This window comes from Pseudocitrobacter cyperus (assembly GCF_039889165.1).
In the GTDB taxonomy this organism is placed as follows: domain Bacteria; phylum Pseudomonadota; class Gammaproteobacteria; order Enterobacterales; family Enterobacteriaceae; genus Pseudocitrobacter; species Pseudocitrobacter cyperus.
Window position 1 is genome coordinate 949,395 of the sequence record NZ_JAYMYY010000001.1, and the last position, 13,949, is coordinate 963,343.

Annotated in this window: 16 protein-coding genes; 5 read left to right on the top strand and 11 right to left on the bottom strand. The window is 54.0% G+C overall.

The genetic code is table 11. The annotated features are described in order from the left end of the window. Window positions 1–33: 33 nt before the first annotated feature. The 4 genes from puuB to puuD all read right to left on the bottom strand — a co-directional run bounded on the left by puuB (window position 34) and on the right by puuD (window position 4,307). Window positions 34–1,314: a gamma-glutamylputrescine oxidase gene (gene puuB / locus VSR74_RS04685; RefSeq protein ID WP_347793633.1), complete on the bottom strand. Its 1,281-nt coding sequence runs from the start codon at window positions 1,312–1,314 to the stop codon at window positions 34–36. Between the two features lies 1 nt (window position 1,315). Then, entirely contained in the window at window positions 1,316–2,803 is a 1,488-nt protein-coding gene (gene puuC, locus VSR74_RS04690; protein ID WP_347793634.1) for an aldehyde dehydrogenase PuuC, read from the bottom strand. A 156-nt stretch (window positions 2,804–2,959) separates the two neighbouring features. Further along, window positions 2,960–3,517, bottom strand: coding sequence for an HTH-type transcriptional regulator PuuR (puuR, locus tag VSR74_RS04695; RefSeq protein ID WP_015964977.1), 558 nt, complete (start codon window positions 3,515–3,517; stop codon window positions 2,960–2,962). 25 nt (window positions 3,518–3,542) lie between these two features. Then, entirely contained in the window at window positions 3,543–4,307 is a 765-nt protein-coding gene (gene puuD, locus VSR74_RS04700) for a gamma-glutamyl-gamma-aminobutyrate hydrolase (protein WP_347793635.1), read from the bottom strand. A 212-nt stretch (window positions 4,308–4,519) separates the two neighbouring features. Here puuD and puuA point away from each other — a divergent pair, with 212 nt between their 5' ends. The 3 genes from puuA to puuP all read left to right on the top strand — a co-directional run bounded on the left by puuA (window position 4,520) and on the right by puuP (window position 7,628). Next, on the top strand, window positions 4,520–5,938 hold the full coding sequence (gene puuA / locus VSR74_RS04705; protein ID WP_347793636.1) for a glutamate-putrescine ligase: 1,419 nt from the start codon (window positions 4,520–4,522) through the stop codon (window positions 5,936–5,938). A gap of 150 nt (window positions 5,939–6,088) precedes the next feature. After that, window positions 6,089–6,253, top strand: a complete 165-nt coding sequence (locus VSR74_RS04710; RefSeq protein ID WP_347794353.1) for a YmjE family protein — start codon at window positions 6,089–6,091, stop codon at window positions 6,251–6,253. Next, window positions 6,243–7,628 (top strand): putrescine/proton symporter PuuP, encoded by a 1,386-nt coding sequence (puuP, locus tag VSR74_RS04715; RefSeq protein WP_347793637.1) that lies wholly within the window; start codon window positions 6,243–6,245, stop codon window positions 7,626–7,628. Before VSR74_RS04710 ends, puuP begins: the two co-directional genes overlap by 11 nt. Window positions 7,629–7,675: 47 nt before the next feature. Here puuP and VSR74_RS04720 read toward each other — a convergent pair whose 3' ends face one another. Further along, a complete protein-coding gene (locus VSR74_RS04720; RefSeq protein WP_347793638.1) occupies window positions 7,676–8,314 on the bottom strand; it encodes an ECs1377 family protein in 639 nt (212 codons plus the stop codon). A gap of 77 nt (window positions 8,315–8,391) precedes the next feature. Continuing rightward, complete coding sequence (locus VSR74_RS04725; protein WP_347793639.1) at window positions 8,392–9,135, bottom strand: pirin family protein; 744 nt, start codon at window positions 9,133–9,135, stop codon at window positions 8,392–8,394. Window positions 9,136–9,226: 91 nt separating this feature from the next. On the opposite strand from VSR74_RS04725, the gene VSR74_RS04730 reads away from it, so the two are divergent. Both VSR74_RS04730 and VSR74_RS04735 read left to right on the top strand, forming a co-directional pair. Beyond that, window positions 9,227–10,120 (top strand): LysR family transcriptional regulator, encoded by an 894-nt coding sequence (locus tag VSR74_RS04730; protein WP_347793640.1) that lies wholly within the window; start codon window positions 9,227–9,229, stop codon window positions 10,118–10,120. A 35-nt stretch (window positions 10,121–10,155) separates the two neighbouring features. Then, window positions 10,156–10,401 carry a DUF2543 family protein gene (locus tag VSR74_RS04735; protein WP_347793641.1) on the top strand — a complete coding sequence of 82 codons (246 nt, stop codon included), beginning with the start codon at window positions 10,156–10,158 and terminating at the stop codon, window positions 10,399–10,401. A gap of 143 nt (window positions 10,402–10,544) precedes the next feature. Here the strand turns inward: VSR74_RS04735 and VSR74_RS04740 are convergent, their stop codons facing one another. From VSR74_RS04740 to VSR74_RS04760, 5 genes are all read right to left on the bottom strand, one after another. After that, a complete protein-coding gene (locus VSR74_RS04740; RefSeq protein ID WP_347794354.1) occupies window positions 10,545–11,351 on the bottom strand; it encodes a PhzF family phenazine biosynthesis protein in 807 nt (268 codons plus the stop codon). After that, window positions 11,338–11,979: a helix-turn-helix transcriptional regulator gene (locus VSR74_RS04745; protein ID WP_347793642.1), complete on the bottom strand. Its 642-nt coding sequence runs from the start codon at window positions 11,977–11,979 to the stop codon at window positions 11,338–11,340. Before VSR74_RS04745 ends, VSR74_RS04740 begins: the two co-directional genes overlap by 14 nt. Beyond that, window positions 11,964–12,341: a RidA family protein gene (locus VSR74_RS04750; RefSeq protein WP_347793643.1), complete on the bottom strand. Its 378-nt coding sequence runs from the start codon at window positions 12,339–12,341 to the stop codon at window positions 11,964–11,966. Before VSR74_RS04750 ends, VSR74_RS04745 begins: the two co-directional genes overlap by 16 nt. Window positions 12,342–12,452: 111 nt before the next feature. Continuing rightward, a complete protein-coding gene (locus VSR74_RS04755; RefSeq protein WP_347793644.1) occupies window positions 12,453–13,151 on the bottom strand; it encodes an RluA family pseudouridine synthase in 699 nt (232 codons plus the stop codon). Window positions 13,152–13,266: 115 nt separating this feature from the next. Continuing rightward, entirely contained in the window at window positions 13,267–13,941 is a 675-nt protein-coding gene (locus tag VSR74_RS04760; RefSeq protein ID WP_347793645.1) for a hypothetical protein, read from the bottom strand. Between the last annotated feature and the right edge of the window lie 8 nt (window positions 13,942–13,949).

The following is a 13,949-nucleotide window of genomic DNA, read 5'->3' on the forward strand; positions in this document are numbered from 1 at the left end:
CACACCTTTTGGCTTTTCACTGTTCATCGGAAATCAAACACCCAGACGGTCGCGCAGGCTGTAGTACGCCGCCCCCATGGCGGTGAACGGCACACGCAGTGTGCGCCCGCCAGGGAACGGATAGTGAGGCAGACTGGCGAACGCATCAAAACGCTCGGCGTCGCCGCGCAGAAGTTCCGCGATCAGACGCCCGGCAAGATGGGTACAGGTGACGCCATGACCGCTGTAGCCCTGCATGTAGTAGATATTTTTATCGAGGCGGCCAAACTGTGGCATGCGCGAAAGGGTCAGCAGGAAATTACCCGTCCAGCGATAATCGATTTTTACGCCCTTCAGTTGTGGGAAGGTCTTTAGCATTTTCGGCACCACCAGACGCTCCACATCATCCGGGTCACGCGCACCATAGACCACACCACCGCCGTAGAGCAGACGGTTGTCGGCGGTCAGCCGATAGTAATCAAGCAGGTAATTGCAATCTTCCACACAGTAGTTTTTGGGAATAAGCGAACGCGCCAGTTCGGCGGATAGGGGTTCGGTGGTGATGACTTGCGTTCCGCACGGCATACTACGCTTCGCCAGTTCCGGCTCCACTTTATCGCCCAGATACGCATTGCCTGCGACAATTACATATTTTGCCGTAACCTGCCCTTTGGCGGTGCTGACTACCGCAGGCGTGCTGTGCTGAATGTGCGTGACCGAAGAAAGCTCATACACCCGTCCGCCATTCAGACGAATGGCATCCGCTTCGCCAATAGCAAGATTCAGCGGGTGAATATGGCCGCCGCTGTGATCGAGTAGCGCGCCGGTGTAGCGGTCGCTGTCCACTTCACGGCGGATAGCGTTGGCGTCCAGTAGCTCCAGTTGAGTGTTGCCGTAGCGCTCCCAGTTCTCTTTTTGCTCTTCAAGAGTGGCAAGCTGTTTATCATTCATCGCGACAAACAGGCCGCCGGGGCGATAGTCGCAGTCAATCTGATAGCGTTTGATGCGTTCGCGGATGATTTCGCCGCCCTCAAACATCATGCTGCCGAGCATCTTCGCAGTGTCCATGCCGTAGCTTTTTTCGATGACGTCGATATCGCGGCTGTAGGAGTTAACCAGTTGCCCGCCGTTACGCCCGCTGGCGCCAAAGCCGATACGCGCGGCCTCCAGCACGACCACATCAAAACCCGCTTCTGCCAGGTGTAACGCCGAGGAGAGTCCGGTATAGCCGCCGCCAACAACGCAGACATCGCAGCTAATCGATTCATTTAGCGTCCCGAAAGGCTCATATTTATTCGCACTGGCGGCGTAATAACTGCTGGTATGTTCGCTCATTTCAGGCCTCCAGGCTAATCCAGATGGTTTTAAGTTCTGTGAATTTTTCAAGAGCATGCAGGGATTTATCGCGGCCATTGCCGCTCTGCTTATATCCGCCAAACGGCACGGTCATATCGCCGTCGTTGTAGTTGTTGACGAATACCGAGCCTGCTTTCAGGCGACGGCTCATACGATGCGCGCGGGAAAGATCGCGCGTCCAGACCGCCGCACCAAGGCCGTACTGGCTGTCGTTAGCCAGCGCCAGCGCCTGATCTTCTGATTTAAAGCGCGTCACCACTAACACCGGGCCGAAGATCTCTTCGCGGCTCAGGGAGGCCTGTGGGTCTACGTCGACGAAAATGGTCGGGCCGATTGCCGCAGGCAGTGCGGCATTACGCCCATCCAGCAGTAACTGGCCTTTGCCTTCCCCTTCACGAATAAAAGCGTGTACCGAATCGGCATGGGCGCAGTCGATTAAGGTGCCCATCGTCGTGGCAGGATCGAGCGGATGACCAGGCTGCCAGTTTTGCGCCTGCTGTTTTAACAGCGCTAAAAATTCATCGGCGATGCTCTCTTCCAGCAGCAGGCGTGTTCCCGCGATGCAGACCTGGCCCTGGTTGTAGAAGATACCGGCAGCAGTCGCGCTTGCGGCCTGTTGCAGGTTCGGGCAATCGGCGAAAACGATATTGGCGCTTTTCCCGCCCGCCTCCAGCCAGACCCGTTTCATATTGCTATCACCTGCATCTTTCAGCAGTTGCTTGCCAGTGCGCGTCGACCCTGTAAAAGCGATGGCGTCGACCTCTTCATGACGGGAGAGTGCCTGCCCGGCTTCATGGCCATAGCCCGTTACCACGTTCAGCACGCCGTCGGGAAGCCCGGCTTCTTTTGCCAGACCAGCAAGGCGAATCGCGGTAAGCGGCGATTTCTCTGAGGGTTTCAGAACCACACTGTTGCCTGCCGCCAGCGCCGGGCCGAGCTTCCAGCAGGTCAGCAGCAGCGGGAAGTTCCACGGCACAATGGCCGCGATGACGCCAACCGGTTCACGCACAATCATCGCCAGTTCGTGATGACTGGTGGTGGCGACTTCGCCATACACTTTGTCGATAGCTTCGGCGTACCAGCGGATGGCGCGCGCAGCACCGGGAATATCATCCCGCAGGCTGTGGCGAATTGGTTTGCCGGTATCGAGGGTTTCCAGTAGCGCCAGTTCTTCGGCATTCGCTTCCATTAAATCGGCGAGTTTGTTCAGCACCGCTTTACGTTTTCCCGGTGAGGCCTGCGCCCAGTCGCCGCCATCAAATACCCGGCGGGCAGCGTCAACCGCCCGCTCAATATCCGCACTTTTACCACGCGCTATATTTGCCAGCGGCGCCTGCGTAACCGGATCACAGGTTTCAAAGGTGTCATTATCCGCCGCAGCGGTATATTCACCGTTAATAAATAAGCGGGTTTCAATGGCGAGACTTAACGCTTTATCCTGCCAGTAAGCCAGATGATGAAAATTCATTTTGACTCCTGTTTCACGTATTCAAATAAACTTAAAAGTGAACGTCAGGGCGCAGAAATCCCCAGGCAGTGAGCCCGTTTATTTCCGGCGACATTCTTTATAAATTGCCGGGCAGCGCTGTGCTTACCCGGCTCTTATTGCTACAAAGCGAAAAGGTTAAAACGTGGTGGGGGTATGGGCGCTAATAATTCGGCAGATACCGGCCGACGTATTACTGAAGCTGTGCGGAATGCCGGTATTAATGGCATAACTTTGTCCCGCGACCAGGTGATAATCCTGGCCATTAATAGTCAGAACAATTTCACCTTCCAGTACAGTGCCTATTTCCTCACCCTGATGCTTTATCCTCTCTCCGGTAGTCGTACCCGGTTGATACGTCTCAAATATCATCGCCAGCGTGCGATTCGGGTTGCCGTTATGCACCAGTTTCATCGACACGCCCTGACTGCCCATTTCAATCAGGTCGTCCTGATTAATCACAACCTGCGGTTCGTCAGGTTTCTCTGGCTCGGAAAAGAACTCCGAGAGTGACAGACCATACACCTTCAGTAACTTTTGCAGCGTACTGATAGCAGGGCTTACTTTATCTTGCTCTATCGTACTGATAGCGCTGTGAGTCAGCCCGGAGAGTTCGGCGGCACGACGTTGTGAAAGCCCCTGCTGCTGGCGGATTTCCGACAAACGTTTTCCTGGTGCCAGTCCGTCATCACTCATATTTGCATTTCCTTAACTGTAGTGGTCAGAGTCGCTGTTTTTCAGCGATATGGTTCTGACATGCGGTGATAAAACCCTCAAACAGTATACGCGAAAGCGCATACTCGCTACTGTTCCATTCCGGGTGCCACTGCACGCCCAGCGCAAAGGGGTGATTGAGAACGCTAACGGCCTCCACCAGCCCATCCGGCGAGCGAGCTTCAACGCGTAAACGCGGGCTCACAACCTTCGCCCCCTGCCCGTGCAGGGAGTTTACCCAAAAGTTGCTACAGTCAGGTAACAGCGTGGATAGCAACCCGCCGTCTTCAACCTGGACTTCATGAGATGGCGCGTACTGCTGCTCCACCGGCAGTTCAGGATCTTCCCGATGCTCCAGCAGTTCCGGCTGTTCGCAAAGTTTGCGATGCAGCGACCCGCCAGTTGCGACCACCAGTTCCTGTAACCCACGGCAGATGGCGAAAATGGGGATGCGCCTTTCGAGTGCGGCGTTAATCAACGCCATGCTCAGAAGATCACGCCCGGGATCGGCGTCAGGCTCATCGCCGTTTTCACCATAAAGGTGCGGCTGCACATTGCTGGGGCTTCCTGGCAGATAGATACCATCAAGTTTTGGCAGGAGTTCCGCGAGTAACGAAGGTTCCGCCAGCGCATGTGGCAACGCAATCGGCAGACCACCCGCATGAATAATGGCATTCAGGTACTTTTCTTGCAGAGTCTGGGTCTCATGACCCTTAAGCCTGTTCCTGCACATCACGACACCAACAACCGGCCTGTACATTATATTTTCCATGATCGTTCTCACAAAGTGGACTAAATTATCGCCATTAATGCGGTTAAAATGACCTTTCTGTTCAATATTTTTTCAATCTAGCAGTGGATTTTCGGTTTTGCAAACTTAATTTAACATTTGACAAACATTTAGTTTGCATACAAATTCGAAGAGTGGTCATTATATTTTACGCTTTCATAGCGAGCGGAAAACAAAACCAAAGGCGAAGAATCATGGAAACCAATATCGTTGAAGTAGAGAACTTTGTTCAGCAGTCAGAAGAGAGGCGGGGTAGCGCATTTACGCAGGAAGTGAAACGCTACCTGGAGCGCTACCCGAATACGCAATATGTTGATGTGTTACTGACCGACCTGAATGGCTGCTTCCGCGGCAAGCGTGTACCGGTCGCCAGTTTGAAGAAACTAGAGAAAGGCTGTTATTTCCCGGCATCCGTGTTTGCGATGGATATTCTGGGCAATGTAGTAGAAGAGGCAGGCCTCGGTCAGGAGATGGGCGAACCGGATCGCACCTGTGTGCCGGTACTGGGTTCCTTAACCCCTTCCGCCGCAGACCCGGAATATATCGGTCAGATGCTTCTGACCATGGTCGATGAAGATGGCGCTCCCTTTGACGTTGAGCCGCGGAATGTCCTCAACCGCCTGTGGCAGCAGCTACGCCAGCGCGGACTGTTCCCGGTGGTAGCGGTAGAGCTGGAGTTCTATTTACTGGATCGCAAACGCGACGCCGAAGGGTATCTGCAACCGCCCTGCGCGCCCGGCACCGATGACCGCAACACCCAAAGCCAGGTCTACTCGGTCGACAATCTTAACCACTTCGCCGATGTACTCAATGATATTGATGAACTGGCGCAATTACAGCTCATTCCGGCAGACGGCGCAGTCGCTGAAGCCTCGCCGGGTCAGTTCGAAATTAATCTGTATCACACCGATAACGTGCTGGACGCCTGCGATGATGCATTAGCCCTTAAGCGACTGGTGCGTTTGATGGCGGAAAAACATAAGATGCACGCCACTTTTATGGCCAAGCCGTATGAAGAGCATGCGGGCAGCGGGATGCACATCCATATCAGTATGCAAAATAACCGCGGCGAGAACGTGTTGTCCGATGCCGACGGCGAAGATTCACCGCTGCTGAAAAAGATGCTCGCCGGGATGATCGACCTGATGCCTTCTTCTATGGCGCTGCTGGCGCCGAATGTGAACTCGTATCGCCGTTTCCAGCCGGGGATGTATGTGCCGACGCAGGCGTCGTGGGGCCATAACAACCGCACCGTCGCCCTGCGTATTCCCTGCGGCGATCGCCAAAACCACCGCGTGGAGTACCGCGTGGCGGGGGCAGATGCTAACCCATATCTGGTGATGGCGGCGATTTTTGCCGGTATTCTGCACGGTCTTGATAACGAATTGCCGTTGCAGGAAGAAGTGGAAGGTAACGGGCTGGAACAGGAAGGTTTACCCTTCCCGATTCGCCAGAGCGATGCGCTGTGGGAGTTTATGCAAAACGACGACCTGCGCCACTATCTGGGCGAGCGCTTCTGCCATGTGTATCACGCCTGTAAGAATGATGAGCTGTTGCAGTTTGAGCGCCTTATCACCGAAACCGAAATTGAGTGGATGTTGAAAAACGCGTAGTGGCCCCTTGCGGGGTATGTATCACCGGCCTGAGCGGAGCCTGGCCTGACATTTGCTGGTAATCCAGACATTTCCCGTATGTCGCGTTATGGAACGCAGGCGGCAACGGGCTTCCGTTAATGATACAGACTGTGACGAGGAAATGAGATGATGCCGATGATGAAATACCCGCATGGCGAGGGAGGCTGCGTATGCGCGCTCCCCACGACCGAGTGTACCCCGCCCCCCTTGCTTCCCCTGCTAAACAGGTTTGATTGCAGGTCTTCACGACCGCAAACCCGATTACGCAGCGGAGGCATTCGTCATGGCCTTTAATTCCTCTCTTGATATCGCCGCGCAACCCGGCAAAACCAGGCTGCGTAAATCGCTAAAGCTGTGGCAGGTCGTGATGATGGGGCTGGCCTATCTCACGCCGATGACCGTGTTTGATACCTTTGGTATCGTCTCCGGCATCAGCGACGGCCACGTTCCTGCGTCCTATCTGCTGGCGCTGGCGGGCGTGCTGTTTACCGCTGTCAGCTATGGCAAGCTGGTTCGCCAGTTCCCGGAGGCGGGCTCAGCTTATACCTATGCGCAAAAATCGATTAACCCGCATGTGGGCTTTATGGTGGGATGGTCTTCGCTGCTGGATTATCTCTTTTTGCCGATGATCAACGTGCTGCTGGCGAAGATCTATCTCTCCGCCCTCTTCCCTGAGGTGCCGCCGTGGGTATGGGTGGTGACGTTCGTCGCCATCTTAACTGCCGCGAATCTGAAGAGCGTGAACCTGGTCGCCAACTTCAACACCCTGTTCGTACTGGTGCAAATCTCCATCATGGTGGTATTTATCATTCTGGTGGTTCAGGGGTTAAATAAAGGTGAAGGCGTCGGTACCGTCTGGTCACTGCAGCCGTTTATCAGTGAAAACGCGCACCTGATCCCGATCATCACCGGGGCAACGATTGTCTGTTTCTCATTTCTCGGTTTTGATGCGGTGACAACCCTTTCTGAAGAGACGCCAGACGCCGCGCGCGTGATCCCGAAAGCTATCTTCCTGACGGCGGTCTATGGCGGCATTATCTTTATTGCCGCGTCGTTCTTTATGCAACTGTTCTTTCCGGATATCAGCCGCTTTAAAGACCCGGATGCCGCACTGCCGGAGATAGCGCTATATGTGGGCGGCAAGCTGTTTCAGTCGATTTTTCTCTGCACCACCTTTGTGAATACGCTGGCCTCCGGCCTGGCGTCACATGCCAGCGTGTCGCGACTGCTGTACGTCATGGGGCGCGATAATGTGTTCCCGGAGCGCGTGTTTGGTTATGTGCATCCGAAATGGCGCACTCCGGCGCTGAACGTCATTATGGTCGGGATCGTCGCTCTGTCAGCGCTGTTCTTCGATTTAGTCACCGCCACGGCGCTGATTAACTTCGGCGCGCTGGTGGCGTTTACCTTCGTTAACCTGTCGGTGTTTAACCACTTCTGGCGGCGCAAGGGGCTGAACAAAAGCTGGAAGGAGCATTTCCACTATTTACTGATGCCGTTGGTTGGCGCACTTACCGTAGGGGTGCTGTGGATTAACCTCGAAGCCACCTCGTTGACGCTGGGTCTGGTGTGGGCGGCGCTGGGCGGTGCGTACCTGTGGTATCTGGTGCGCCGTTATCGCAAAGTGCCGCTGTATGAGGGGGACAGAACGCCGGTGAACGAGACGTAATTGTTGGATGGTGCTTGATAAAACATTACGCAATCTCAAGCGACGCATTACGCGTCGCTTTTCACCTGCTGATAATACGGCACCAACCGCGTGGTGCCGGTCAGGTTGTCAGACACCTCCACTTCCGCGGTGCTGATATTCATCCCACTTTTCCGCAGCCGTTGTACATCTGCTGCCATTCGTTGGATCCCGAACCAGAACAGCCCATCCAGCGCCGTCACCGCTAAATCACTCTCTAGCGCCAGCTTCAGACGTTCGCGCGGGGATTTAATCTGACGGGCAATCTCCTGATAAGGCGATGCGGTGGAAAGCGAGCCGTCCATCCGGCGGATGCGGTTAGATAAACGGTATTGATATTCATCGGGAATCGCGTCCAGGCGGGCTTTCAGGCTGTAAACACAGCCGAAACGTTTGCCGTTAAAGAGGACATTTTTCTGACTGAGCTGAAGTTCATCACGCACGGCGGCGATAAGTTGCGGGGCGCGGATCAACAGCAGGCGAAAAGGCAACTCGAAGCTGGTGACGTAGTCAACATTAAGCAGCGCAATGCGTAAACGCTCCTGCGCGCCCGCACCGGACTGCCGACACTCCTCAATCACCTCTCGCCACTGCTGGGCGAGCCTCGGCGACTCGCCCGTTTCAGTAAAACTGTACTTTTCAATCTGATAATCGATTCTTCCGGCCACAGTGCGTTCCTTCCCTTGCTATCAGCAGGTTACTTTAGCAAGTGTCCGGAAAAATCGACAGCGTCATACATCAAAAATCAGGCGTGTTGCGATTCAGGCATTTCAATAATGATAAAATGACTGTGCTCTTTGGCTGCGCTGAATTTCAGCGTCGCGGGCCCGGTAATTTCCAGCGTATCTTTTGTCCCCAGAGACGCGATACCTTTCACATCCACTTCGCCTTCGAAGTTATTGATATAAGCCTGTCGTCCGGCTTTCAGTTGATACTCAACTTCCGCGCTCGTATTCGTCAATTCACTAACGTACATATTGACGTCCTGATTGAGCATCAGCGGCGCATCGTCGTTATGCAGGCTCCCCACGATATGCAGCAGTTTATTTTCACGCTCTGCAGATTCGTATTTGCGCTGGTTGTAACGCACTTCCAGCCCCTGTTTCGGCGGCAGGATCCAAATTTGCAGGAAGCGGCACCACTCATCGTGTTTATTCAGCTCAGAGTGCCAGACGCCATTCCCGGCAGTAATTGCCTGCACGTGCCCGCGCCCCAGGGTCTCTTCCGTTTGTGTTGCGCTATCCCAGTGGGTCAGTTGGCCATCAATCACATAGCTGACAATCTCCATGTTTTGATGCGGGTGGCGGCCAAAACCGTTGTGCGGTTTCACATTGTCATCGTTCACGACGCGCAATACGCCATAATTCATATTGTCAGGATCGTAATAATTGGCGAAGGAAAAATGGAAGTACGTATCCGCCGGGTGATAATCGCTCGCGGGCAGATAATGCAGGGATTCGCCTTTTTTTACACGGTATTGGGTTGTCATTGTTGCTCTCCGGTGTTCATATAATGCGGACAGAATAATGACCTTTCTGCCCACGATAAATGGGGCTACATACAATTCACCGTTACGAAAAATGAAAGAATACGATCTGACTTCCCTGCGCAGCTTTGTTGCTGTGATTGAAACAGGAAGCTTCTATAACGCCGCCGTACAGATGGAAACCAGCAGCGCCTCCATCAGCCGCCGGATCTCCGCGCTGGAGCAAAGCCTGGGCGTTCGCCTGCTGAACCGCACGACGCGCCATCTCGAACTGACCACCGCAGGCGAGCAGTTTTTCCAGGATGTGAAAGACATCCTGGCTGCGCTGGAACAGGCGGAGGAGCGGCTCAACTGTTTTCAGGAGACACTTAGCGGCGTGATCCGTGTGTCGGCGCCGCTGACATTCGGGGTGAAAAAACTGGCTCCGTTGCTGCCGCTGTTTATGGCGAAATACCCGCAGGTAACGGTGCAATTGCAGCTCGAAGACCGACTCTCCGATCTGGTCAGTGAAGGGCTGGATTTAGCGCTGCGCATTAGCGCCCTGAATGATTCTTCGCTGGTCTGTTCACACATTGCCGACCTGCCACGTCTGTTTTGCGCCTCGCCAGGCTATCTTGAACGTAAAGGCGTTCCGGCTTCCCCGGCGGGGTTAGCCGGGCATAGCTGTCTGCGTTATTCACTGCTTTCCGCCCGCGATGAGTGGGGTATTGCCGAAGGAAAAGAGTTGCCTGAGATGCACACGCCGTTGATTAGCGATAACGGCGATGTGCTGCGGGAAGCGGCCATCCAGGGGATGGGCATTGCTATGCTGCCGTGGTTTATTGTTGAAGATGCCCTACATGCCGGAACGCTGGTTCCCGTGATGCAGGCGCACTCGCCTTCTCCGCTGCCCCTGTCGCTTATTCGCCCCACGCGGCACTATACGCCGGTGCGGGTGACAACGTTTATGGCGTGGCTGCGGGAAGCATTGTATTCTTCAACGTCGTGAAACAGAGGAACGGAAAGTTAACCCAGAGGTCAGCCATGAATAATGATATCCCACTGAAATATTATGATATTGCCGATGAGTATGCGACGGAATGCGCAGAACAGGTCGCGGAGTCTGAACGCACGCCGCTGGCGCTCTACTTCCAGTTGCTGCTCACCCGTTTAATGAATAACGAAGAGATCAGCGAAGAAGCGCAACAGGAGATGGCTCAGGAAGCGGGCATTAAATCCTCGCGAATTGATGAGATTGCTGAGTTTTTGAATCAGTGGGGAAATGAGTAGGCTTTCAGCGTAAAGCCAGGCCAGACCAGGCTTTACGCGCCTTTAGAGTTAAAACAGACGCAGGTTTTCCCACACCCAGGCGATGTACAGCAGCACAATGACAGCCGTAAGCGCAACCACCAGACGACGCTCCTTACCTTTCATCATAGAGTAAACGTCCCCTCTATCGTCATGCGCGCCGCACCATACAATTCGACACGCCCGTCATCACGAACATGACAACGCAACGTGCCTTTTCGCGCACCGCCCTGCTGGGCAGATAACATATTTTTGCCTAACCGCGCGGCCCAGAATGGCGCAAGGAACGTATGCGCCGATCCCGTCACCGGATCTTCATTGACGCCGACCCGCGGGCCGAACCAGCGTGAGACAAAATCAAATTCATCGTCTGCCGCGGTAACAATCACGCCGCGGGTATCAAATAGATTGAGTGCGTTAAAGTCTGGTGACAGGCCGTCAATCATCGTTTTGTCATCGACCAGCACGATTAAATCAGCCGCTTTCCAGACGCCAACGACGCCGTGGGTAATGCCGAGCGCTTCCAGTAACCCTGCCGGGATATCAATGACTTCGGCCTTTTGCGCCGGGAAATCCATGCAATATTCATCACCGTGCCGGGAGACGCTAAGCTCGCCGCTGCGAGTCTGGAAGCGGATCGTTTTGCCGGAATAGCCCAGCTTATTAAACAGCACCCAGGACGCGGCGAGCGTCGCATGACCACAAAGATCCACTTCTACCGCAGGCGTGCACCAGCGCAGGTGATAGCCATCGTCCGTTGGCACAAAAAACGCCGTTTCCGACAGGTTATTTTCGCGGGCAATGGCCTGTAGCGTGTCGTCGCTCAACCATTCCTTCAACGGGCAAACGCCTGCCGGATTGCCGCCAAAAGGCTCGGTTGTAAAGGCATCCACCTGGTAAAATGGAAGGGTATGTGTGCTATTGCTTGTCATCATTTTTCTCCAGATAGTTATAAATGGTGTAACGCGAAACCCCCAGAGTCTGAGCGATATGGCCCACGCTCCCTTTCACCTTAAAGAAGCCCATCTTCTGGAGTTCAGAGACCACGCGTTTACGAAACTGGATATTATTTTCTGACCCGGTCTGACGAAATTGCGCAATCACATCGTCAAAAGAGCGAGCGGGGATCTTATCGCTGAGATCATCACGACTCTGTGCGGTGAAAGCCGGCAGCAATGCGTCCAGCGTTCGCTTTAAACTGTTCACCACGTCCAGATCAACATTGATGCAAAAAGCCACCAGCGGCACGCCCTCCTCGCTGTAGTAAATCGTGGAGGCGCTGTTCAGCACCTTCCCTGACAGCGTTGTGGTGTTGTAGTTGTTAAAGACTCTGGACGGCACACGCTGTGCGGGTTCCAGTAGCCCTAAAAACCCGAGATCATCATCCGGCCCGGACAGCAGCGCATCACCTGGTTTTCGTCCACTCACATGACCATTAACGATGCTGATGACGGAACTCTCGGGCTGCGTGAGATCGTGCAATACCGCTTCCGTATTTACCGCAAGCGTGGTGCGCAGAGCCTCCATGGAGGCCATCAGGACATTTATGAGGTTTGACATGGTTCAATCGCCTGTACTTCAATTTCAACATCCAGCCCAAACGCGAGGCGGCTGGTCACCACGGAACGCGCAGGGTATCCGTCCGGGAAGTGGCTGCGATATGCCGCATTAAACTCGGCAAAATGCGCCATATCGCTGAGCCACACTTGCGTGCGGGCAATATCGTTTAACGTCGCCCCGGCAAGCGCCAGCGTCTGTTCAATGGAATCCATAATACGCAGCGTTTGTTCGGTGACTGACCCCGGTAAAGGCTCACCGTTTTGCGTCATGGAGACCTGGCCTGAAAGGAAGAGAAAACCGTTGGCTTTCACCATATCCGAGAACGGAAACGGCTTGCTGGAGGGGTATCGTTGAAGCGTCATAATGCAATGCCCATAGCTGATGTATAGGCACATCATAGCATCGCGATTTAAAAATTAAACACTTTTATACAAATAAACAAATGTTGAATTTTTCCTGTTGATGCTGACATCTCAGAACGGGCTGGCGTTGCAGGCCCTGACTGGCGCGTTGCTGACAGGGTGAACAAAATGCAATGCGCTCGCATGAAGCATTAACCGGGGCATGGCTTCCGTGCCCGGCAGCAGGCGTCCACCGTAGAGATCGCAACCTAAAATGGGATGACCAAGATACTGGCAGTGAATACGTAGCTGATGGGTACGCCCGGTTTCCGGGGTAAGCTCGACCCGCGTCACTGGCAGTGAGATCCCGGCTTCCTGCTGTTGATAAAAACGTTCCACCACCCGGTATCGCGAACGCGCCGGTTTGCCGTGACTGGCGCTAATCGACATGCGCGGAAAGAGCGCCGGATCTTTGGCTATCGCGGCATCTATCACCCCTTCATCATCCTGTAGATGACCGCATAGCAGCGCCGTGTAAACCTTGCTCACGGCGCGCTGGCTGAACTGCTGACACAGGGCGGCGTTAATCGCTTTGTTACGCGCGACGAGCATTAACCCGGAGGTACCGAAATCGAGGCGATGAACCAGCGTACAGCCAGGAAATTGCTGCACCAGACGGTAATGCACCGAATCTTTGTTTTGCGGATTTTTGCCTGAGAGACTGAGCAGACCGGAAGGTTTATTGATCAGGAGCAGGTGTTCATCCTGAAAAAGGATCGCTATCTGTTGATGGCACGGCGGAGCAACAAAGGTATCAATAATCGTAGACATTACGCGGCCTGACTGAAGAGGGGATGCGGATGATAGCGGAAATCTGACCAGGGGGCGAATAAGGGCCTGGACTTAGATCGGCAAAACATGCATTGTCGATAACACGGCTCTGACGCTAACGGCTTTCATATTCGTATCGGCAAATCGTATTAATCCCCCTCTGGTGACTTTTAATCCCCGTATGCAGGAACAATGCTTTGGCTTCATGCACCCAGAAACTGCCGCCGGCCTGCGCCTGTGGGTGGAAGAGACGGGCTTGCGGATACATGACGCTCAATTGGCCTTTACTCAGTCCAAACCATTTCCGCGAGACGTCGCGAAACTCGCGAGTGGTTAATAACCTTCCGCTGTTGCGTTCACAGCGCTCGCGTGCGGCGGTAAAACTATTATCAATGGCCCCCTCACCGACAAGCCAGGTATGGACGTTAAAATCATAATGCTGAGTGTTGCCGGTTTTGCGATTATGAAGCGTCAACGTGTTGGATTTTTCATGTAACAACGGCTGTCGCTTCATATACAGCGTTACCCGCCCCTCTGAATGAGGCTTAATCTCCAGCCAGTCATGTGCGACGCTAAACACAACATCATTGAGGTTGAGCGCCTCGTGGTTGCTGCTCATGGTTACGGTTGCCCCCGTAAAACCGACAGTGAGGATACTGGCAGTCCGAAAGCCGGAATTACTGGGTGAATGAAAACTGATACGCCTAAAATCGTCGATTCTTTCCGCAGCCTCCACTATCGGTGAAAACAAAAACGGCAAAACCAGGAACCCCCTGACTGTTGGCTTCATCTGTTTCC